At 37.5% G+C, this 23497-nt stretch carries 23 protein-coding genes; 6 read left to right on the top strand and 17 right to left on the bottom strand.

Annotated elements, in window-relative coordinates:
- Nucleotide 1: 1 nt before the first annotated feature.
- From HMPREF1535_RS07125 to HMPREF1535_RS07150, 6 genes are all read left to right on the top strand, one after another.
- Nucleotides 2-1657 (top strand): AMP-binding protein, encoded by a 1656-nt coding sequence (locus tag HMPREF1535_RS07125; RefSeq protein ID WP_046145702.1) that lies wholly within the window; start codon nucleotides 2-4, stop codon nucleotides 1655-1657.
- Nucleotides 1658-1975: 318 nt separating this feature from the next.
- The gene (ahcY, locus tag HMPREF1535_RS07130) at nucleotides 1976-3394 is read left to right on the top strand and encodes an adenosylhomocysteinase (RefSeq protein WP_010801378.1); all 1419 of its coding nucleotides are present in this window, start codon (nucleotides 1976-1978) and stop codon (nucleotides 3392-3394) included.
- Between the two features lie 148 nt (nucleotides 3395-3542).
- On the top strand, nucleotides 3543-4577 hold the full coding sequence (locus tag HMPREF1535_RS07135) for a GHMP family kinase ATP-binding protein (protein ID WP_009860735.1): 1035 nt from the start codon (nucleotides 3543-3545) through the stop codon (nucleotides 4575-4577).
- Entirely contained in the window at nucleotides 4559-5146 is a 588-nt protein-coding gene (locus HMPREF1535_RS07140; RefSeq protein ID WP_009860734.1) for a D-sedoheptulose-7-phosphate isomerase, read from the top strand. The genes HMPREF1535_RS07135 and HMPREF1535_RS07140 overlap by 19 nt, the downstream gene beginning before the upstream one ends.
- Before the next feature lie 3 nt (nucleotides 5147-5149).
- Nucleotides 5150-5854, top strand: a complete 705-nt coding sequence (locus HMPREF1535_RS07145; protein WP_046145703.1) for a nucleotidyltransferase family protein — start codon at nucleotides 5150-5152, stop codon at nucleotides 5852-5854.
- Complete coding sequence (locus HMPREF1535_RS07150; RefSeq protein WP_046145704.1) at nucleotides 5832-6377, top strand: D-glycero-alpha-D-manno-heptose-1,7-bisphosphate 7-phosphatase; 546 nt, start codon at nucleotides 5832-5834, stop codon at nucleotides 6375-6377. The genes HMPREF1535_RS07145 and HMPREF1535_RS07150 overlap by 23 nt, the downstream gene beginning before the upstream one ends.
- Here the strand turns inward: HMPREF1535_RS07150 and HMPREF1535_RS07155 are convergent.
- The 17 genes from HMPREF1535_RS07155 to HMPREF1535_RS07235 all read right to left on the bottom strand — a co-directional run bounded on the left by HMPREF1535_RS07155 (nucleotide 6359) and on the right by HMPREF1535_RS07235 (nucleotide 23381).
- Entirely contained in the window at nucleotides 6359-7360 is a 1002-nt protein-coding gene (locus HMPREF1535_RS07155) for a glycosyltransferase (RefSeq protein ID WP_046145705.1), read from the bottom strand. The two genes, HMPREF1535_RS07150 and HMPREF1535_RS07155, sit on opposite strands and share 19 nt — an antisense overlap.
- Nucleotides 7361-7365: 5 nt before the next feature.
- Nucleotides 7366-7575: a hypothetical protein gene (locus HMPREF1535_RS07160; protein WP_148499102.1), complete on the bottom strand. Its 210-nt coding sequence runs from the start codon at nucleotides 7573-7575 to the stop codon at nucleotides 7366-7368.
- A 45-nt stretch (nucleotides 7576-7620) separates the two neighbouring features.
- A complete protein-coding gene (locus HMPREF1535_RS07165; RefSeq protein WP_148499103.1) occupies nucleotides 7621-8058 on the bottom strand; it encodes a hypothetical protein in 438 nt (145 codons plus the stop codon).
- On the bottom strand, nucleotides 8043-8891 hold the full coding sequence (locus tag HMPREF1535_RS07170) for an AlbA family DNA-binding domain-containing protein (protein WP_046145708.1): 849 nt from the start codon (nucleotides 8889-8891) through the stop codon (nucleotides 8043-8045). Before HMPREF1535_RS07170 ends, HMPREF1535_RS07165 begins: the two co-directional genes overlap by 16 nt.
- Entirely contained in the window at nucleotides 8888-11404 is a 2517-nt protein-coding gene (locus tag HMPREF1535_RS07175; RefSeq protein ID WP_046145709.1) for a YfhO family protein, read from the bottom strand. Before HMPREF1535_RS07175 ends, HMPREF1535_RS07170 begins: the two co-directional genes overlap by 4 nt.
- Nucleotides 11405-11430: 26 nt before the next feature.
- The gene (locus HMPREF1535_RS07180; protein WP_046145710.1) at nucleotides 11431-12189 is read right to left on the bottom strand and encodes a glycosyltransferase family 2 protein; all 759 of its coding nucleotides are present in this window, start codon (nucleotides 12187-12189) and stop codon (nucleotides 11431-11433) included.
- A gap of 272 nt (nucleotides 12190-12461) precedes the next feature.
- Nucleotides 12462-13208 carry a hypothetical protein gene (locus HMPREF1535_RS07185; RefSeq protein WP_244275579.1) on the bottom strand — a complete coding sequence of 249 codons (747 nt, stop codon included), beginning with the start codon at nucleotides 13206-13208 and terminating at the stop codon, nucleotides 12462-12464.
- A 5-nt stretch (nucleotides 13209-13213) separates the two neighbouring features.
- Complete coding sequence (locus tag HMPREF1535_RS07190; RefSeq protein ID WP_229102458.1) at nucleotides 13214-14302, bottom strand: DegT/DnrJ/EryC1/StrS family aminotransferase; 1089 nt, start codon at nucleotides 14300-14302, stop codon at nucleotides 13214-13216.
- Nucleotides 14286-14651, bottom strand: a complete 366-nt coding sequence (locus HMPREF1535_RS07195) for a sugar 3,4-ketoisomerase (protein ID WP_046145711.1) — start codon at nucleotides 14649-14651, stop codon at nucleotides 14286-14288. The genes HMPREF1535_RS07190 and HMPREF1535_RS07195 overlap by 17 nt, the downstream gene beginning before the upstream one ends.
- A gap of 3 nt (nucleotides 14652-14654) precedes the next feature.
- Complete coding sequence (locus tag HMPREF1535_RS07200) at nucleotides 14655-15629, bottom strand: hypothetical protein (RefSeq protein ID WP_046145712.1); 975 nt, start codon at nucleotides 15627-15629, stop codon at nucleotides 14655-14657.
- On the bottom strand, nucleotides 15622-16545 hold the full coding sequence (locus tag HMPREF1535_RS07205) for a glycosyltransferase family protein (RefSeq protein WP_046145713.1): 924 nt from the start codon (nucleotides 16543-16545) through the stop codon (nucleotides 15622-15624). The genes HMPREF1535_RS07200 and HMPREF1535_RS07205 overlap by 8 nt, the downstream gene beginning before the upstream one ends.
- 10 nt (nucleotides 16546-16555) lie before the next feature.
- Entirely contained in the window at nucleotides 16556-17689 is a 1134-nt protein-coding gene (locus tag HMPREF1535_RS07210; protein ID WP_046145714.1) for a CapA family protein, read from the bottom strand.
- Between the two features lies 1 nt (nucleotide 17690).
- Nucleotides 17691-19022 carry a phenylacetate--CoA ligase family protein gene (locus tag HMPREF1535_RS07215; protein WP_048313995.1) on the bottom strand — a complete coding sequence of 444 codons (1332 nt, stop codon included), beginning with the start codon at nucleotides 19020-19022 and terminating at the stop codon, nucleotides 17691-17693.
- Nucleotides 19023-19027: 5 nt separating this feature from the next.
- On the bottom strand, nucleotides 19028-19966 hold the full coding sequence (locus HMPREF1535_RS07220; protein WP_052716668.1) for a glycosyltransferase family 2 protein: 939 nt from the start codon (nucleotides 19964-19966) through the stop codon (nucleotides 19028-19030).
- Nucleotides 19935-20837 (bottom strand): FkbM family methyltransferase, encoded by a 903-nt coding sequence (locus HMPREF1535_RS07225; protein ID WP_052716669.1) that lies wholly within the window; start codon nucleotides 20835-20837, stop codon nucleotides 19935-19937. The genes HMPREF1535_RS07220 and HMPREF1535_RS07225 overlap by 32 nt, the downstream gene beginning before the upstream one ends.
- A gap of 113 nt (nucleotides 20838-20950) precedes the next feature.
- Nucleotides 20951-21883 carry a hypothetical protein gene (locus HMPREF1535_RS07230; RefSeq protein ID WP_148499104.1) on the bottom strand — a complete coding sequence of 311 codons (933 nt, stop codon included), beginning with the start codon at nucleotides 21881-21883 and terminating at the stop codon, nucleotides 20951-20953.
- A 43-nt stretch (nucleotides 21884-21926) separates the two neighbouring features.
- Nucleotides 21927-23381 carry a lipopolysaccharide biosynthesis protein gene (locus tag HMPREF1535_RS07235; protein ID WP_046145717.1) on the bottom strand — a complete coding sequence of 485 codons (1455 nt, stop codon included), beginning with the start codon at nucleotides 23379-23381 and terminating at the stop codon, nucleotides 21927-21929.
- Nucleotides 23382-23497 lie beyond the last annotated feature (116 nt).

The following is a 23497-nucleotide window of genomic DNA, read 5'->3' on the forward strand; positions in this document are numbered from 1 at the left end:
TATGGAATTACAACTGCAAGATAAGACATTAGGCCAATGGCTGGAACATTGGGCCGAAACGACGCCGGACAAGGAATACCTGGTTTATTCCGACCGCGACCTGCGTTTTACATGGAAAGAATTCAACGAACGTGTCGATCGGATGGCAAAAGGTATGCTCTCTATCGGTATCGAACACGGCACCCATGTCGGTATCTGGGCAACGAATGTACCCGACTGGCTGACATTTCTTTATGCTGCCGCCAAAATCGGAGCCGTAGCCGTTACCGTCAACACGAACTATAAACAGAACGAGTTGGAGTTTCTGGTAGAGAATGCCGATATCCACACCATGTGTATCACCGAAGGCGTATTTGACGGCAGTTACATCGATATGATGTACACCATGCTTCCCGAACTAAAGGAATCGCAACGCGGCTATCTGAAAAGCAAACGCTTCCCGAGACTGAAAAATGTCGTTTATATCGGCCAGGAGAAATATCGAGGTATGTATAACACGCCGGAGTTGTTATTGCTGGGCGAAAATATAGAAGACGACAAACTGGAAGCCGCTAAAAAGCTCGTTGACTGCCACGATGTTGTCAATATGCAATATACCTCCGGCACGACAGGCTTCCCGAAAGGGGTTATGTTGACTCACCATAATATTGCGAACAACGGTTTGCTGACCGGCGAGCATATGAAATTCACCGCTGACGACAAGCTCTGTTGTTGCGTTCCTCTTTTCCATTGCTTCGGTGTGGTGCTGGCTTCCATGAACGTGCTGACACACGGTTGTACGCAGGTTATGGTCGAGAAGTTCGACCCGCTGGTAGTACTGGCCTCTATCCATAAGGAACGGTGCACAGCACTTTACGGCGTACCGACTATGTTCATTGCCGAATTGAACCATCCGATGTTCCCGATGTTCGACCTGACTTCGCTCCGTACCGGTATCATGGCAGGTTCGCTCTGCCCGGTGGAACTGATGCGCCAGGTGGAAGAGAAGATGTTTATGCGTGTAACCAGCGTTTATGGTCTGACGGAAACATCACCCGGTATGACCCATTCACGTATCGACGACCCGGCAGAAGAACGTTATAATACTGTCGGACGCGACTTTGAATTTACAGAGGTGCGTGTTATCGACCCCGAAACCGGCGAAGAATGTCCGGTTGGCGTACAGGGAGAAATGTGCAACCGCGGTTACAACAACATGAAAGGTTATTATAATAATCCTGCCGCCACAGCCGAAGTCATCGACAAAGACGGCTTCCTGCATAGCGGCGATCTCGGCGTAAAAGACGAAAACGGCTTCTACCGCATTACCGGACGTATCAAGGATATGATTATCCGCGGCGGAGAAAATGTTTACCCGCGTGAAATAGAAGAATACCTTTATCACCTGGAAGGAGTGAAAGACGTTCAGGTGGCAGCCGTCCCGTCCAAGAAATACGGCGAAGAAGTCGGTGCTTTCATCATCCTGCACGAAGGTGTTACGATGACGGACGACGTAGTGAAAGACTTCTGCCGCGGCAAGATAGCCCGCCACAAGATTCCGAAATATATCTTCTTTGTCGATACCTTCCCGATGACCGGTAGCGGCAAGATTCAGAAGTTCAAGCTGAAAGACCTCAGCTTGAAGCTGCTGGCCGAACAAGGGATTACGCCGGTATAAAACGAAAACATATTAAAAGCACAGGGCTTTTGCCCGGCAAAATAGCCGTTGATTAGTATCAGCGGCTATTTTCATTATAATGCTACGGCTCAATCGATTACAGTTTCCTCGTAGTTTCCCGTTCAGGAAACTGTAATTTCCTGCGCAGGGAACTGGAGTTTCCTCCTAAGGGAACGCGCGTTTCCTGCCTGGGAAACTACGGTTTCCTAAGCAGGAAATTATAAAGAGATAAGCAGACGGATATGTTTGTCCTTGCAAATCATCCGTACAACTCAATAATTTGTTATCTTTGCCACACATTCAAAATAATTATTATTTATGTCACAATTATTTCCAACTAATCTGCCTTATAAAGTGGCAGATATGAGTTTGGCTGAATTCGGTCGCAAAGAGATCGAAATCGCTGAACACGAAATGCCGGGACTGATGGCTCTTCGCCAGAAATATGCCGCTCAGAAACCTCTGAAAGGTGCCCGTATCACCGGCTCACTGCACATGACAATTCAGACAGCAGTGTTAATCGAAACATTAGTTGCGTTGGGAGCAGATGTACGCTGGGCAAGCTGTAACATCTTCTCTACCCAGGACCATGCCGCTGCGGCTATTGCTGCAACAGGTGTTCCCGTTTTTGCCTGGAAAGGTGAAACTCTGGAAGAGTACTGGTGGTGTACCGACATGGCACTCCGCTTCCCTGATGGAAAAGGTCCGCAGATGATTGTAGACGACGGAGGTGACGCTTCTCTTCTTGTTCACATGGGGTATCGTGCTGAAAACGATGCAGAAACCATCAATCGTAAAGGTAGTAACCACGAAGAACAGGTTATTCTGGATACATTAAACAGCATCCTGAAAGAAGATAACCAGCGTTGGCATCGTACGATTGCAGAGATGAAAGGCGTTTCCGAAGAGACAACGACCGGCGTACACCGTCTGTACCAGATGATGGAAAAAGGCGAACTGCTGGTTCCGGCCATCAATGTGAACGATTCGGTAACGAAATCCAAATTCGACAACCTGTATGGCTGCCGCGAATCGCTGGCCGACGGTATCAAACGTGCTACCGACGTGATGATTGCAGGTAAAGTCGTGGTAGTTGCCGGATACGGTGACGTGGGTAAAGGTTGTGCACACTCCATGCGTTCTTACGGAGCACGTGTGCTGGTTACTGAAATCGACCCGATTTGTGCTTTGCAGGCTGCTATGGAAGGATTCGAAGTTACAACGATGGAAGAAGCGGTCAAAGAAGGTAATATCTTCGTTACTACCACCGGAAACTGCGATATCATCACCATCGGCCACATGAGCCAGATGAAAGACCAGGCAATCGTTTGCAACATCGGTCACTTCGACAATGAAATACAGGTAGACAACCTGGTGAACTATCCGAACATCAAGCATACCAATATCAAACCGCAGGTTGACAAATATACGTTCCCGACAGGAAACTCAATCTTCCTGCTGGCAGAAGGACGTCTGGTGAATCTGGGTTGTGCAACCGGTCACCCTTCCTTTGTAATGAGTAACTCATTTACAAACCAGGTACTGGCACAGATGGATTTGTGGCAGATGGCTTACGAAGTGGGTGTTTACCGTCTTCCGAAACGTCTGGACGAAGAAGTTGCCCGCCTGCACCTTGAACGTATCGGTGTGAAACTGTCTACATTAAGCCCCAAACAGGCCGACTATATCGGAGTTCCGGTAGAAGGTCCGTATAAGGCTGACCATTACAGATATTAAAAATAATTAGCCAATAAAAGAATGTGCCAATATGCCAATTTAGGAAATAATTGTAATGAATTACTATTTCCATTGGCTTTTTGGCACATTCTCACATTAGCTAATTATTAATTGGCATATTGGCACATTAACTAATTGGCAAATTATTATGTTATACCGAAGCAAAGCACCTTTCAGACTGGGAATTGCCGGAGGAGGAACAGATGTTTCCCCCTACTCCAACCTCTATGGCGGTGCAATCCTCAACGTTACCGTCAATTTATATGCCCACGCCACTATCCGCCCGCTCGACAACGGGAAAATCAGGTTTGTCCATATCAATGAAAACATTACAGAAGAATTTGACGCTGTAAGTGAACTGCCTCTCGACGGCCCGTTAGTACTGCAACATGGCATATACAATTCAATCGTTTCGCGTTATAACAACGGAGAACCTCTTTCTTTTGAACTGATCACCCAAATGGACGTCCCATCCGGTTCCGGCCTTGGCACCTCTTCCACCTTGGTTGTCGCCATCCTCGGAGCTTTCACCGAATGGTTGCGGTTACCACTGGGGAAATATGATATTGCCCATTACGCTTACGAAATCGAACGCATTGACCTGAATATGGCAGGAGGCAAGCAGGACCAATATGCCGCTACCTTCGGAGGCGTTAACTTCATGGAATTTCTGGAAGACGACAAAGTCATTGTCAATCCTCTCCGCATCGGCGATGATATCTTGCAGGAATGGGCCATGAACACCGTTCTCTTCTACACCGAACAACAGCGTTGCTCCGGAAAGATTATCGAAGAACAGGCCGAAAACGTCAAAAACAATAAAAACGACTCGCTGGAAGCCATGCACAATGTCAAGCATGAAGCATTCCGCATGAAGAATTGCCTGCTGCGGGAAGAATTGCAGGAACTGGGAAAAGCGCTCAACACAAGCTGGACCAGTAAGAAGAAAATGGCCCGCAACATCTCCAACGAATTTATCGACCATATATACGAAACTGCCATGGCCAACGGTGCCCTGGGCGGTAAAATCTCCGGTGCCGGAGGAGGAGGATTCATGTTCTTCTACTGTCCCGGCAATAGCTGCTACAAAGTGTCCGAAGCATTGGACAAGATGCATATCGGACATATACAACAATTTGAATTTTGTAAGAAAGGATTGATTACATGGACAGTAAAGGAATAATCAGAAAACGGCTAGCGCAACACCGCGACATTATCGAACAGATACTGGCGGACGAGAAGCTGCAGGACACAATTGCACAGATTACCGACACGATTGTCACCTGTTTTAAATACGGTGGAAGGGTTTACTTCTGCGGAAACGGTGGAAGTGCCGCCGATGCACAGCACCTGGCTGCCGAGTTCTCCGGCAAGTTTTATCTGGAACGTGACATTCTGCCGTCTGAAGCATTACACTGTAACTCTTCTTACATCACGGCCGTATCCAATGACCTGAGTTTCGAGATCATCTACTCCCGGCTGATTTCGGGTATCGGAAAGGCAGGCGATGTCTTGGTCGGCTTATCCACATCGGGCAACTCCGCCAACATCGTAAAGGCGTTCGAGACATGCCATGAAAAAGCAATTACAACGGTAGCTTTTACTGGTGCCGACGGTGGCCGCATGCGTGAACTAACGAAGCTCCTCATCAATGTGCCGTCTACCGATACTCCACGTATCCAGGAGGCGCACATCACCATCGGGCATATCATCTGTGAATTGGTAGAAGAAGAAATATTCGGAAAGGAATAAGGAATGGAATGTATCATACTGGCGGGAGGAATGGGTACCCGGCTGCAAAGTGTAGTGTCTGACGTTCCCAAATGCATGGCTCCGGTAGCCGGGCATCCTTTCCTGCATTACCTGATTACAACGCTGATTGAAGCCGGTTTCAAACATATCATCCTTTCCTTAGGGTACAAACATGAGATTATCGAGGAATGGCTCGGGGCAAACCGCTTCTCTGCCGACATATCGACCGTAGTCGAAGAAGTCCCGCTCGGAACAGGAGGAGCAGTAAAGCTGGCACTTTCAAAAGCCCGCACAGAAAATGTGTTCGTCCTGAACGGCGATACATTCTTCGGAGTGAATTATCCGGAGTTATTAAACCTCCACAGGCAAACCAGCGCATCAGCAACCCTCGCATTGAAAAGAATGGAGAAGTTCAGCAGATACGGGGTTGTCGACATCGAACAGGACTCCCGTCGTATCCTGCGTTTCAACGAAAAGCAATATTGCGAATCGGGCCTTATCAACGGAGGCATCTATCTGATTAACCGCAACGAACTGGACGCCTATCCGGCAAAATTTTCACTCGAAAAAGATTTCTTTGAGGCAAAAGTCACCTCCTCCATCCTTTCCGGATATATATCGGAAGGATATTTCATAGACATCGGTATCCCTGACGATTACGCACAAGCTCAAACAGACTTCAAAGATGGAAGATATAAAGCCTTATAACACATTATTCCTGGACCGCGACGGGGTTATCAACCAGCAACGTCCGCACGACTATGTCAAAACAACCGGGGAATTTATCTTTATCGACGGAGCACTGGAAGCCCTGAGGCTACTCTCCCCCCTGTTCAAACATATCATAATTGTCACTAACCAGCGCGGAGTCGGAAAAGGCATAATGACCCGGAAAGACCTGGAAGAGATACATGCTTATATGATGAATGAAGTCTCCGGACAGGGAGGAAGGATAGATAAGATATATGTTTGTACCGATACCAGCGATTACTGCAAGAACCGTAAACCCAACACAGGCATGGCACTTCAGGCCAAAGATGATTTCCCGGACATTGATTTCACGAAAAGTATAATGGCAGGAGATAGCATCAGTGACATGCTGTTTGCCAAAAATGCCGGGATAAGGGGAGTATTTATAGGAAACAAATATGGCCCGGGAGAAGTATCAAAAACACTCTACCAGGCCCATTATGCGGATTTGCTGAGTTTTGCTCAGGCTTTCTTCTTATAATGCTTCTTCAGCTCTGCCTCAACGTCTACTTTCTGCTTTAAAATCACTTTGCGGACAAATGCACCGATAAATCCCATACCATAACCGCCTAATTGAATAAAGCTGGTCACGATGGAAAGCAAAGCGATCGACAGGCTTTTATTGACAAACAGAGATTCCAGGAACAGCGCCAGTATATAAACACCCAACGGCAGTAAAGCCCAGGGACAGATTAACGACGATAACAATAAAAACAACACTCCCAGTACAAAACAGGCAGGCAACAGATGAACCAGCTTCAACGAGTCCGGATGCATCTGATATAAATCCACACGCGCCATTCCAAAAACATACACCTGTCTGTAGAATGATTTCAGACTCACGCGGCGCTTATGATACACATAGGCTTCCGGAAACAGTTCTACAGTAAAACCGGCTTTACGGATACGGGTACTTAAATCAATATCCTCTCCGAACATATCCTTAAAGCCGCCTACCTTCTGATAAACTTCCCGCGAGAATCCCATATTGAATGTACGGGGCACGAACTTCTCCAGTCCTTTCTTACTTCCACGGATACCGCCGGTTGTCAGAAAAGAGGTCATCGAATAGCTAATAGCTTTCTGCATCAGGGAAAAAGAGGCATGTGCCCTGTCCGGCCCGCCGAAACAATCCGCATTCGTCTCTTTCAGATAGTTCGTAACCTTCTCGAAATAGTCTTCCGGAATAATACAATCCGAGTCGAAAAAGACCTGATATTTACCTTCGGCACGTTCCATACCATAATTCCGAGTCAGGCTTCTGCCCGAATTCGGTTTGAAAAAGTAACGTACATTCAGCTGGTCTTCATATTCTTTGACTACCTCGTCGCAACGAACCGCTGAACCATCTTCAATAATCAGCACTTCAAAATCCTTGCAAGTCTGATGCAATAAACTTTCAAGCAATTCCCGAACTTCAACCGGACGGTTATATACGGGGATTATGATTGAGTAAGATATCATAAATTTTACTTTTGTTTTTTTCTATAAGCTTGGTTTGGATGATTTGGAATGGTCGGATAAAGACGCTCTAAACGCTCCTGAGCCAAAAGGAGAGGCAATATCTTATTCTTCAAATAAGTTGGTGTACGAAGAATCACTGCTGCAATCTCATCAACGCTTTTAAATGTATCGCAACAAATCTCAACAACCAACGTCATTAGTTCTTCATTCCTCATCCATTTCTTTCCCCGAGGTGTCATCATTTCTCACCGGAGGTGTCATCATTTCTTCAAAAAGATTCTTTTGAACAGTTTTTTCTCTTCGCGTAAATTCAAATGGTAGACAGTCCATCGTCCTTTATTCTCTGCGACCAAGTATCCCTCATTGCATAAATCTTTCAATAACTGAGATATTTCCGTTGAATGTTTATTTATCAGTTGCTGTAATCTGACATTAGACACACATCCTTCCATTTCGGCAGTCGTGAGTGCAATTAATCCGTCACCATATAAATGGGTAATTTCTTCCCCAAAAACAGAGATAAGTTTGTTTATACTTTTTTGAGGCAATAACTGCTCCATACTCAGGCACAACTCAACTCTATCCGGACGGGGCAACACATTTATCAGAGGCTTTCTCCAATGTGCTCCTTCCCAGGCATTCATAATCCGAGTGCTTCCGGAACCTGCCTTTTCTCCATACCCTAAAAGCAGAAACATTGTTTGAATTGAAATAGATTAGCCTCCCAGGTCCCATCCGGATCAACTCTGTCTATCCAACGTTCTCCGCTTTCCGGTATCTCTTGATAATCTACATGATAATAAGGAAAAGCCTCTACTATACTTTCTGTTTTACCAAACATCAATAAACCAGCAACTGTCAAGCCTTCTTTTCCTGTATACCTATCCTTTTTCCAACCGCCTAATTTCAGTAATAACCCTTTATCATCCCATTTTAAAAAAGGATGACCCGGTCTTACACTACCCAGCAACTGCCGATATTGAGCGACAGATACTTCATCAAGATCTTCCAATGTATAGTTCTCCAAAATTCTGGAGTCCGGTTTGTCTGGCAAGCTATCGGCAAGCATTCTTTTTACTTCGTCCGGAGTACATTTATAATCTCCCGTATGACAACGCTTATAAGTACCTTTCATCGGATCTGAACCGATATAAACAGGACGATTCCTATAATCAGCACAAGAAATACGGAAGGTTAAAATAAATTGTCCTTCTTGTATCTCAAGCATCTGTACATCATTTTCCAACAATAGATTAAAGCTAACCTTTTCCCTATTATTAACCTGATTCCAAAAATCATCTTGAAACTTACGCATCACCATCTGTGGCAGACCATCATAGAAACATTGCTCATCCTTCTCTGAAATACCTAGGATGATGATACCGCCTTCGGTATTTGCAAAAGAAGAATAAGTTTCCCAAAAGCTCTTAGGAAATCCACCTTTCGCACTTTTAAACTCCAGATCAAAAGATTCCGTCAGCAATCCTTTATTCTCCAGAAATTCCACTATGGAACTATAATTGTCTTTCATTCACGACTCTTCTGCCAATATTTCCAGCCAGACCATCCAATCGCAGCAATCAGCAATAACAAGATTAGAAAAGAGCTATAAGCTGACACGTTAGCGGCAAGCACATAAGTATCCGGATGGAAATCAAAAACGATTGTATGTTCTCCCGCGGGTACCAGCATTCCACGTAAAATCCAGTCGGCACGGAAATGAGTCGCTTCTTTTCCGTCTATTGTAACTTTCCAGCCCGGATAATAGATTTCGGAGAAAACTGCCAGTTGTTCCGAAGATGCTTTCGTTTTATATGTCAACCGATTAGGGCGATACTTTTCCAACACAATCGTTGCCGTGGAATCTACCTGCGGAGTAAAGCCTTCCAGATCTTTCGCAAAGCGCTTATCCACCACCGCTGTCTTCAACGGGTCAATCGTATTCAAGGCTTCAATCTCAGCATCCGCATTTTCTACAATATCCACCTTATCAACAAACCATGCATTTCCATAAGCATACGGATTTCGAATCGGTGCCTGGTCCGGATTATAAATAATATACCGTGTATTCAACATGTTCAAAGAAGGAGAGGCCGCCAGGACAGGCATTATATCCTGTATGCTCTGTGCCTTTTGCAAAGCACCGATAATATTACGGTATTCACCATCCAGACGATAATCAATCAATTCCTGATAACGGCGTAATTTAACGGCATGATATCCTCCAATCGAATGATGGAAATAAGAAACGTTTGTATCCTGCCACGGATTATTCAGTCCAAACACGCGGAAAGATTCATCCGTATCCTTAAATATCTCTTTATCGGCAACACTTTCCTTATAGGATTCTTCCGCTTTTTCCTTTACATAATTACTATCGTCCAGATAACGACGATCGACCGACCATAAATCAACCAATATCAATACGGCCATACCTGCACTCACAATCATAGAGGCAGTCGTCTTATTTTTCGCCTTCCAGTACCAAAGCAATAAACCGGCTCCCAACAAAATAAAAATCAAAGAACGCAATGCATCCGACGAAGCCAGCGAAGCACGGTCCATCAACAAAGCAGTGTAATACCATTCCGGAACCTGGTTCTGGAACTGTGCATCATAAGCAGAATGGAAATTCAACAATAATGAAGGTATCAGGAAAACAACCAGACAAATACCACCAGTTATGCCTAAAGACCATAAAAAGCCTTTTTTCATCGTTTTATCATCCACATTTCCCCTGAATATTTCCCGTAATCCCCAAATAGCAACAAGAGGAAATACCAATCCTGGAATCACCAGAGCCATTTCTACTGTTCTGAACTTATTATACAAAGGCAGATAATGGAACATTATATCATTGAATGCATCAAAATTACGTCCTAAAGCCAGGAATGTAAGGAAAACAGCCCCGCCAAACAACCACCATTTCATCGGGTTACGCACCACGAACATTCCCAATACGAACAAGAAACATACCAATGCTCCAAAATAAACAGGTCCTGATGTAAATGGTTTATCCCCCCAATAAGTATAAGTCTGAACCTCTTTTCCTACTTGGGCACCGTTTTTCTTCAATTCCTTATACAACTCGGAAGAACTGCCTAATGTACCTCCCGAACTACCTCCATATACATCCGGAATCATGACAGTCAATAACTCCTTCCAGCCATAACTCCATTGGAAAGCATAATCTTTATCCAAACCGGAAGAGGCTTTCTCCACTTTTCCCGTTTCGTCTGGTTTAGGCGTCAGTTCAGAGGCTCCACGGATAGAATGTTGTCCCAAATCCCAGTTGGAATACATATGTTTTGCATTGGGAAGGACTGCTAAAACTACACATGCCAACATAATCAAAGATGTTTTAAGCCAGTCGGCAGTCTGCTTTTCCTTAAGCATCTTAATAGAATATCCCAAATAAATGAAGAAACATAACAAAACCAGATAATAAGTTATCTGAACATGCCCGTTCAACAAAGAGAAAGCCACTCCTAAAAGGAACAGGACTGCTCCCCAAAACCATTTTCGTTTAAACAGCAAGAACATACCCGCCAACGTTACAGGCATATACCCTATCACATAAGCCTTTACAATATGTCCCGCTTCAATAATGATTATATTATAAGAAGCAAAAGCAAAAGCAATCGCTCCCGCTATCGCCAGCCACCAGTTCACTCCCATGATGCACATCAACAGATAGAAACAGACCAATCCGGTAAAAACCATGGCAGCATGAGTATATCCCGGAGTCTTCAACCATCCGTCAACGATGCCATAAGAGGGCAATTCCGGAGCCGGACTTCCATATCCCGGTCCATAAGGCATCCCCGAAAACATAGCATCCGACCATACACTAAACTCACCCGGTTCAGCAGTCTTTGCATATTTATCGACCTGACTTCCTCCCATGCCGGCAGCTTTCACATTATCACCTTGTCTGATAACCTTTCCATCAAACACTGCGGGAGAGAAATAAGCCATCACCAACCCTAAAAACAAGACAAGGGCAGCCACATGCTTACCCACATTTTTCATCATACTATGCATAATATGTATCTTCTATATATTTTCGTTTACACTCTACCTTTGAACCACTTAGCAAAATAAAAGCGAATAGCAAACCAAACATGGAGTAAAGATGTTGATATTACTCCATAATACCGGCACATAATATCATATCTTTCTTTCAAAGAGGCTTTGCGCTGAGTCGTGCTAACCCCGCCATCCAGGAAGTTAGATAATGTCATTCGCGTATTATATATTCTACCTGCTTGTTTCATACATTTGATACACCAGTCGAAATCAGCAGAATAGCGGTATGTTAAATCATATAACGGAGCAATACTACGTTTTGTTATAAATGACTGATGACAAACTAACATGCCCATCCGGAAGCTTTTCCATGTAAGTTTGTTTGGTGCCTTCAATCTCCGTTGTCCTAACGATTTACCTTCTTCATCAACAATAACCGTTTCTCCATAAATAATATCAGGCAGAACTTTCTTCTTCTGAACTAAAGAGGCAATTCGTTGTACGATATCGGAGGTAAATAAAGAATCCCCGGCATTAATAAACCATACATAGTCGCCCGTAGCCTTCTGAAGACCTTTATTCATTGCATCATAAATACCTTTATCCGGCTCACTTATCCAATAAGAAATTCCGGAAGCATATTGCTTTATAATATCCACCGTCCCATCCGTCGAACCTCCGTCAATAACGATATATTCAATATTCGGATACGATTGGCTCAGCACCCCAAGAATAGTCTGCTCTAACCAACGGGAAGCATTATAGGTGATTGTTATGATTGAAAAAACTGGTTGTTGCATTAATTAGACTTTCCTATTTGTATTTACATTAAAATTTACGGCTTACTTTAGTTTCGCCTTAACAAAATTAACCACCATCTTCGGATTATTGATTGCCTTTTTTATACCTTTTAAACGGGCATTCAGAATATCCTTCGATAATAACCATTTTAAATCATACCAGAAACCTGAATGGTGAATTTTGTTCTTATCTAATATATATTTAAAGATAGAGTATTTTGAACGCCCTTGAAAATGAAGACAGTAAAAACGGATTAACGAGTTATCACTCGTTAATCTTCCATATGGAAGATTAACGAGTTATCACTCGTTAATCTTCCATATGGAAGATTGTCTATCCAATAGACTTTTTTTTTACCATTTTCCATTTCGAACCCCTGTCCCCATGTAATACATCCATCAAAACATGTACCATTTGTGGGAATGGCTATATCTATCACATTACATTTTGTATTATCTTGAAACCATACAAATGCAACCATATCACATATCCCTCCCAATTGTTTATTATCAATCATATCTTGATACACAGATTTCATTTTAGTTAAAAGAATATCTTTTGTATACATAGACATCATATATTCACAAAAACTTGAAATAGAAGATATATTAAATAAAGCAGAACCAGGTCCCTGTTTATTACACGTAGTAAAATCATAAGAAATATACTTTTGCATAATCTCTTCGATATTACAATACAATAATACATCAGAATCCATACAAAAAAAGTTCTCTATTCCCTGATTTTTTACAAAATCTCGAATATAAAACCATCTCTGAAAACATATCAACTCATAATCATAGGGATTAGATGACATATGTACATAAGCCTTCTTAAAGGTATCAGCTCCTTCCGAATAATTATCCATATTGTAATGTTCTACAAAATCATATTTATCAGTAGAGGCATCACTAATTAAACAAATTCTAGTAAAAGGATTAAATAAACGAATTTGTTCTAAAACAAGTTTCAGATAAAAAGTATCTCCTTTATGTACTATGATTATCGGTATGTTCATTGTTATTAAAATTTATTTAAGACTTCTATAACTTTAGAAATATCAGCCAATGTATGCCCATATGATATGGGAAGACTCAATGTTGTCTTATGTATTTCTTCCGACAATGGGTATTCTCCCTCAATAACCCCTTCCATCGCTTTCTGTTTATGAGGAGGTATAGGGTAATGAATCTCTGTTTTAATCCCATTTTTAAGAAGATATTCTTTCAATTCATCTCTTCTTGGATGTCGTATATTAAAAATATGATATACATCAAAATAATCAGGAGAAACTACCGGCTTTATAAAATCCCCTTTCAACTCCTTTAAATAAACATCGGCCAGTTTTCTTTTATATGAATTAATCTGATCCAGATATTTAAGTTTTACATTCAGTAATGTTGCCTGAATTTCATCCAAACGTGAATTATAACCGATATAATCATTCTGGTATTTAACCTTTGAACCATAATTTCTTAAAGCTCTAAATAAATCATTTCTAGCAGAATCATTTGTTGTAATCGCACCAGCGTCACCTAAAGCTCCTAAATTCTTTGTTGGGTAGAAAGAAAAAGCACCAATACCAAAAGTTCCAACCTTCTGTCCTTTAAACATTGCACCATGAGCCTGAGCACAATCTTCAATAACAGGTAATTCGTATTTATCAGCAATAGCCATGATACTCCCCATATCACATGACTTTCCGTATAAATGAACAACCATGATAGCACGGGTATTCTTCGTGATCTTTTCTTCTATTCGCAAAGGATCAATATTATAAGTATGAATATCCGGTTCTACTAAAACCGGTTTAAGACCACATTGAAGAATAGACAGAATTGTTGCTATATAAGTATTTGAGGGAACAAGTACTTCGCTTCCTACTGGAAAATCATAACACCGTAGAGCTAACATCAAAGCATCCAAACCAGAAGCAACCCCTATACAATATTTTGTTCCACAATATTGAGCAAATGCTTCTTCAAAAGTTGCTACTTGTTTACCAAGAATATACCAACCGCTATCCAATAAATCTTTAAAACATTGCACGTATTCATCTTCAAAAGATTTGTTCAATCGTCCTAAACTCTCATATTCAATCATAAGGCTCATAGATATAATCATTTGAATCAAAAAACTCAGAAGCCAATACCATTAGAATAGCATCTTTACTAAAATGGTGCATAATATGCCAATCCATAGGTTCCAAAATCAAGCATTTGTGTGGAGAATCTAATACAAATTCTTGTTTTTCTATACCTGTATTATTAGAGATCGTACAATGTCCCTGCAAACAGATAGCTGCCTGTACTGTTTTATGATGGCGATGTCCTCCTCTAACAGAATCATCAACACCATATATATAGAATATTCGTTTTATATCAAACGGTAAAACCTTTTCTACCACAGTCAGATTTCCACGATTATCTGTAAACGTTTTTAAATCTATAATATGAGCCATATTCTAATTTTCATGTAATAACTTAATATAATGTTTTTCCTTAAATCCACGACGAACAAATAGTTCAAGCAGATATTTGTAATATTTCAACCCATGCAAATATAATTCAGATGTTTGTATTACAGGATATTTACTTCTTATTTGTTTTATTTCTTTTACATATGGTTTAAATAGCAATAATATCGATGAGTCATTTCTTTTGTAATAAGGACGTGGAGAGAAAAAATCAGGAGAAACAAACACAAAAGAGTGAAAATGAAAAAAGATGACCGGAAATTTTTTATTGGTATTTAATTCAATACCTTTTATCATACCATTCTCCTGCTCAAACTGATATTGTTGCATATTCCAGGGAGCAACCCCACCCCCTAAATTTTGAGAAACAAAAACTCCTTCAAAAAGATAAGGCCAATCATCTAGATATTTCTGATCTCCAAAACGCCCATTTTCATAGCGAGCATAGCACCATTCAAGACAAGCATTACGCCACCATTCTAGCACAGTCCTCCCCTGTTCATTATTTTTAAAAGTAACAAACTGCACACAATATATCCCAGTCTTTTTACTTTGATCATATTGTTTAGTATAACGATGTGGAGTTATCAGTACTGAATTAGTCCCCATCTCATCCAACAAAACCTGAGGAGAAGAGAAAAAATATAAATCTGAGTCCAGATAGGAACAATGATCTACTTTATAATGATCAAGTACATACAATATAGTTGAAGAAGAACAAGTCCAACAATATTCAGCTCTTGTACGAATTGGTTTTACTTTTAACAATTCTTCATCTTCAAATTCAGATAAAGAAATAATCGTGACATTTTTCAATTGTAATGATTGTAGAATTGAATAGCACTCATCATTAAAAGCAAATACATACAAATGAAAATCTTTACAATGTTGACTTAACGAATTATACATTGCCAACCCTCTTGAAAGATAAACAGAATCAAAAAGAGTACAAAAATTAAGCATATCTACTAAATTTTAAAATGCGTTTAAATCGAGCTTTAACTTTATAGTAAAACATTATATATCTAAAATAATAAATAAAAGCTTTTCTTCCCTGCTTTGATTCTTGAATATTTATATTAGAAAGAACTATAGGTGAATTAGCCAAAGTAACATCAAACATTTCATTTGTATCGCAATGTGTACCACTCCCATCCATTCCTATTTGATTAACCAAAGATCGACCAGGATATAACGTTAACTTATCATGTAAAAAAGCTGATGCATACCAACGGACTGCCCATGAATTATTCTTCCCTTCTATTTGATGTTTTAACATTCTATAATAAGGATAAGAATTATCAAAATCAAATTCTTTTTTCAAATTTCGCCTTTCAATATTTTTCAACAGTATTTCACCTTCTTTACAAAACAAATTCCAACCACGTTTCCATGTCGCCCATCCCCAACAATCAGCACCTTTTATAAAAAAAGTTTCAGGCAAAGACTTTTTTACAGGATAGACATATCCATGAATACAAACAACTTCTTCTTCATTTTCATACATATTTAGTGCATCATTCATATATTTAAGAAAATACGGTGAAACGACTAAATCATCTTCTAATACAATAACCTTCCCATACTCATTTATAACAGAGGTCACTCCATCTATTATATTATTAGCTAGTCCACAATTGATAGAGCGCTCTATTAATCTCAAACTTTTAAACCCTGATATAGATTTTATATATGTACGCGTTTGTTGTACAAGATCAATATCTTTTGAATTTTTTGGGCCATCCGCATAAACAATCAAATCACTATACTGAATATACTCATTACATAAAAGAGAGGATATTAATTTCTGTACATGTATTGGCCTATTATAAACAAACAAAACTATTGGTGCAAATTTATTATATTTTATACTTCCCATCCCACAAGTTTTATTTCGTTTCAGCAATCAAGTTTAATGCCCTTTGAATTAACCATCTATGACTCTCACACCTAAATATATTTAATAAAAATAAAGGCTTTCCTTTCTTACGAAATAATGTTCCATACAAGCGCTTCAAAAAGAACTTCATCCCATATTTCATAGTTAGCCCATTTGTTCCTATAAATAAGTATTTTTCATACACATTATTCCATAAATCAAGAATTAAATCATTAAGAGAATTCATATATAATTCATGACTTAGGCATTTTGACAGTCCTTCTATATATTCATTAACCTCAGGGCGTTCGTCTATTTTAACCAACCCATTATCATTTAATAAATTTAAAACATTAATATCAACAATATTATTATTTTTATAATCAAGAAGAACTCCTAATCCATTATAAAATTGAGGATTATCCGAATGCATATCAAAATAAAAATTGCCTAAACTATAAAATATAGGTTTCCCATCTATCAATTCCCATCCCTGTGGTACATGTGGATGCATACCAATTACGGCATCAACACCTAAATGAATAAAAGTTTTATACCGTTCTCTCCATTCCGGTAAAGGCAAATCAATATCTTCAACTCCAGCATGTGCTATCAGTATTAGTATATCAACTTTTTTTACACTTTCCCGTATAAGATCATCTATACATGGATGATTAATCCATGCCGATCCCAAAGTCTTATTATCTACCCTATTATCAAGAATTCCAAATTCATAATGAGAAAAAGCTAAAAAACCAATTGTTGTTCCTTCTATTTCCACTTTTTTCAAAGAATAGGCCTGATCAAAAGTCCCTACCCCAAGCAGCAACGAATGTTGAAAAGATTCCATCGTTTTAAGAATTCCTTTTTGCCCAAAATCAGCAATATGATTATTTGCTAAACCAATAACATTAAATCCTTTTTTCTCAAGAAACTCAGGAGCATTTACAGATTGAAATAAAGATGGACCAACTTTTTGTGCAGCTATATTATCAGTTTTAATAGGAGCCTCAAAATTACAAAAAACAATATTACTTGTATCAATTATCCTTTCTAAGTCTGATGAAAAATTTATCCTCTCAACATTTTTCGAATAAAAATCTCCTACAAAAAACAAACGCAATATTTTTTTTTCTTTACTCATATTAAATATCAAGCATTTGTTTAACCAACCTATATTTTCCACGTGGAGTTAACGGAATATCATTCACATAAAAAAAAACAATTTCAAATCCCATTAAAAAAAATTGCTTTTTTATCTCTAACTCATCCCTTTCGGTATAACAATCACTCTTTATTATTTTTATTTCTACTTTTCCAAATTCTAATTGAATGATCTGCCATCTCACAATATTTTCAAACGCATGAAAATGTTGCCCGAATATTAGTGCTGTTATATTAATACGCCTTTTCTTTATATCATATATGAAATCTTGTTTTCGTCCGATTATAGTAGTCAAAATAACATTCCCATTTTTATCAACTCCACCATATTCAGCCAAATCACCGGTATCATATCTTAAAAAATACATTGCATCATTATAATAACTCGATACAATAATTCTACCAACTTCTCCTATTTTAACATGATCATTTCTTTCATTTAATATTTCTACAAAACCATAATAAGAAGAACATATATATGACAAAGAATTTGCTTCTGTATAAGCAAATATACACTTTTCAGAATGCCCATATTGACCATACACAGGAGCATGGAAAGCCTCATTAAGTAAATGTATATGTTTTTCCATTACATTCTCCGCAGTTAAGACTATTCCCTTCAATTTAAAACCTACTTGATAGTCTGACTTCAACATAAACTCAGCTATTTCACAAAGTGCACTAGGGTAACCTCTTAAAATCGCAGGCTTTTCACGTTCAAATGATTCCAGAATATAAGGAATACTTTCTGGTGATATTGATAATGCAGAATAAGCATATGAACCAAATACAGCATCAGAAGAATCACTTTTAACCCAATAGATATGTTTTTTTTGCAAATTATCAGGAATGATTGTTCCGTCAATTGAAAAAATTTTATCTCCCCGTATATATCCTATTTTTTTATGCAAAAAACGTTGATGAATAGCATCTATATAACCAGACAATCTATTGGCATAAAAAACAAATGGTTCGCCAGTACTTCCACCTGTATTAAATTTAAAACGATTATAAAAGGGACATTTAAGATTGATAAAATCATCCATATTCTCTCTAATAATCTTTTTATCAACAACAGGAAAGTCCATTAATCCATTTCCTTTATTCCTTCTATAAAATAAAGCATTACTTCCTGCTGAATCAAGAATTAAATTTAAACGATAATTCACAAATGCTTTTATATTTTCAGGTGTCTCTTTTTCTGCCTCTAACAAATTCAAGACTTTTCTCGAAAATAACAATTGTCTAAAGCATAGTAAACGCATTACAAGCTTTCTACACTTAATAATATAGTATTTAATCTTATTATTCATAAAGACTAAAAGGGTTTTAATCTTTGATAAAAAATGCCACGAAGAAAATCGACACCCCCCAATAATGTTGCTCTAATCAAACTATACCTCTGATTTACAAAATATTTCAAACATCTTTGAGGGATTGAAACACCTAATGTAAAAATTATTGAGCAATATTTATACCAACCTTTCAAATTACGATTAAAAATCAACAATCGATTTCGAGTAGTATAATATTGTACTAAAGGACTGTTCTTCCCTGTTGTTATAGATCCTTTATGATATATAGATGCATCAGACTCATACCAAATTTCATACCCATGTCGACCTATATTCAAACACCAATCTAATTCCTCCTCATAAAGGAAATATATTTCAGGCCAGGGTCCGACTCTATCTACAACATCTTTTTTCACCAGCATTGCAGTTCCTGGTGCATATGGTATTCGAAATGATTTATATGCCGATACATTATCATCATAATAATGAATTCTAATCAAATACTTCCCCAAAGGCTTTGAGCCAGCATAAATAATTTTATGAGTATCAAAATCCAATATTTTAGGAGTTACAACTCCAATATCTGCACTTTGACGGAATCTACTTAACAACGGAATTATTATATCATGCTCTATAATAACATCATTATTAATAAACAAATAGTAATTGCCTAAAGAGTTTTCTATTCCTAAATTATTTCCACCGGAGAACCCTCTATTTTGAAAACTAGAAATAACTTTAACCCAAGGAAATCTATCTTTCAATAATGCCGCTTCATCTGCAGTTGAAGCATTATCTACAACTATCATCTCATATCTATAGCCATTGCATGTAAGATTATTCTTTATAGAATCTAAAAACTCTATTGTTTCAGGATAACAATTATAATTAATTGTAATTATTGAGATCAAATCCATTGCTAAAACAAAACTATTTATTTTGACTAAAATGTAATACCGCATGCCTCATTTCTTTCTCAAAATACAAATACCCAGGCTGTATTGAGGTATTACATGCGTTATTACATAGATACTCCTTTATAACTTTTGCATCATCATGACGATGATATATACAAATAGCACCTGATATATTTCTAAAACTACTCAGAAGTTCTTTACATCCTTGTAAGGCCTTTCGTTCATATCCTTCGATATCCATTTTTATAAAAAGATTATCTGCACTTTTATCCTTAAAAAAACTATCTAAAGTTATGCTATTTTCATCATCAGTATCACTAACATAACGTCTAACTATAGTCACTTTTTCAGACCACGGTTTAAATGTTGCGCTTAATGCCTCTATCCAATCTTCATCACATTCAAATAAATAAGCATGTTTAACATGATCTATCATTTCTAACGTAAAATAAGCTTCTGCAGAACCAACATCCAACAAATATTTATTCTTAAGTTCCTCACTAGAATGCACATAACAATGTGCAGAGCGTTCATCTTGCTCTATAAGTAAAGACCTATATACGTTAGATACGATATCATGCATATCTCTTTTAAAATACAAACGTTTATGCTTATGTAGTACATAAGGTAACCCATTATCACTATCTATGAAAGTAGGATAATCAACTACTTCATATTCCTTCCTCCACAAATAAGGATAAGGAGACACTCCTATTTTACCTAATACCTGAAAAGATCGTTCCTGATCATTTCGAGGTTTTCTAAAAAAACAATATATAAAATACAATTTATACCATAAACACTCTTTAAAATTACGAAAAAAGAAAAGAACATCACCTAAAAAAAGTTTATAAATACGATCTCGTATATTCTTAGAGAATAAATCTCTATACATATTCACAAAAAACACAGACATGGCTTCTATTATTTATTTAAATCAAGAAACAAACATTGTAATATTTATTTTACCAACTACAATATTTAAAACAAATGTCAATACCAAAGTAACACATATACAAGTAGATAGCATTAAACAAATGACAAGATATATTTTGCTATTTTATCTGTCGTTAAAAATGTCCTTGTATATTCTAACAAAAAATATCTATAATAGTTAAATAAACGATCATTCATCAAACCGTTTTGTATAAGTCTATTTGTTTCTATAATTACACTTTTTGGAAATGTTGTCATCGTATAAATCGGACATCGTTCTATATTAATAAAATATGGAATACATCCATTAGCAAGAATTTCATAATGTCTCAGGCAATCCCAACCTCCTTTTCTCATAGTAATAGCATACTTCGATTTTGCGTACCCTCTATAATAATCTTCTTCGTTGTTATATATATACGTATCTATCTTTCCAGGAATAATAAATGCTAAATCTCTTTCTGGAATTTCAATATTATTTATTAAATTATCGCTAGGTATAGCAAAGGATATTGGTAAGAAATGTTTACGATCACAATCTCTTAATTCTCTTTTAAAATACAAGCCCTTCTTTGACAAATCTAAAGATCTATTATATTCGCTCCTATTTTTCATTAAGCGATTCAAATACAAATAGCATTTTTTTATTTCTAAACAGGAACTAAAATCAGAATCTTCACCATCTATAAAAACAATCTCATTTTTCCTATAAACTCTCTCAACAATTTCTAAATAAAAATCACACCTTCTTATAGAACCATAAATTATGAGATCATAAAATTTAGATTTTATTTTTTCAATTATACAATCTGATGATTCCACTTTTGGTTTCCTTTTTATTCTATTATATAAAGAAAAACCTTTACCATATAAACTCAACACTCTTTGAGGATCATTGCCTTCATACATATACCACATATCAGAAGTTGTATAGATATCTAATTCTGGTATTTCGTTTAATCCATAAAAAACAACATCACTTTGATAATCAGGACCATCCCCCAAAGAAATAAATAATATTTTCATAACTGAGTCACTTAACAAACTTACGACAACATAACCATAAACATTAAATTACTTTATGGTTAATCCTTCTTAAAACAAAAGAAAACAGCTCTTTAAAAATCACAGAATCAAAATACCAAAGTAAAAACACATAAACAGAAGCTGTTATTAATATTTTTAGAATTAGCACTATATATATATTAAAAAATAAATTCGTAATAAAATAAGCAATCATTATTGACAAAATCGAAAATAACAAATAAGGAAACATATCTTTTATCAAAACAAAAAGACTAATTTTCAGTATTTTATTACAATTATAATGCCAATATAACAAAGCGATATAGTAAGAAATGATATATCCAAATACCATCTGATATATGCCTAAAGGTAATAAGAATATTATCAAAACCAACTGCACTAACCCAATAGAAACAACCCCATATAGATAGACATTCGATTTATTGTGGCTCAGTAACAAATTAGTATACAACAACCATAAGAAAGCGACTGCTCCCCATAAACAAAAGACTTGAAGAAATGGAACACTTGGCAACCATTTCTCACCAAGTAAAATAGAAATAAAGTCTTTAGCAATAAATGCTAATCCTAGCATTGTAGGAAAAGAAATAAATGCTCCAAATCGGACTAATTTTCTAAAGACTTTTCGTTGCCTCTCAATTTCACCTGAGACTTGTACCAAAACAGGTTGAGCAATATTATTTATCACCCCACCAATTAACAAATCTCCCATATTTTTCCATTTCAAGCCTTGTGAATAATACCCCAGTTGCGTAGGATTATAGAATTTGCCAATAATAACCGAAAATATATTATTATTGATCTGAGTAAAGATATTAGTTAAAATCAATTTGGAACTAAAATTAAACATTTTTCTCAACGGTAGAAAATCAATTTGAAATGTCGGATGCCAAGGTGCATAATATAGTTTCAAAAAAGATCCTATTCCCACATAGACTGTTGCTTGAATAGCCAAACCTGTATATGCATATCCATTAATTGCAAGTATAATACCAACTATACCTGAAACCAATGAAGAAGCAACATCAATCTTTGCCCTTTCCTTTGTCATTAAAGTTTTAAAAAGATAAGCATTAGAAGCTATACCAAATCCTCCAACTAAAAAGCCAAGAAAAACGACACGAGAAAGATTAACTAATTCCGGTTTATCATAAAAATTTGCAATTAATGGAGCACAAAAAAAAAGAATAATATAAAAAGATATACCTGTCAACACACTAAACCAGAAAACAGCATTATAGTCTTCATGACGAATTTCTTTTTGGTTTGTCAATGCTGAAGTAAAACCACTCTCTTGAATAGTAGAAGCTATCGCTGTAAAAATAGCAAGCATTCCTACCATCCCATAATCATTAGCATCTAAAATACGTGCTAAAATAAGACCAAATAAAACATTTAAGAGTTGTTGAATTCCATTACTAATCCCTCCCCAAAAAAGGCCTTTAGCCGTTTTATCTTTCAAAGTTTCCTCAGCCATAATCACTAACAGGAATAAGGTATTTCTAATTTTAGTTTTGACTTTTCTTTCAAAACAACTGTCATACTCTCATTTAAACACTTATACAGTTTCAATTTCATTACACACAGGCTATG

Source organism: Parabacteroides goldsteinii DSM 19448 = WAL 12034 (genome assembly GCF_000969835.1).
GTDB lineage: Bacteria > Bacteroidota > Bacteroidia > Bacteroidales > Tannerellaceae > Parabacteroides > Parabacteroides goldsteinii.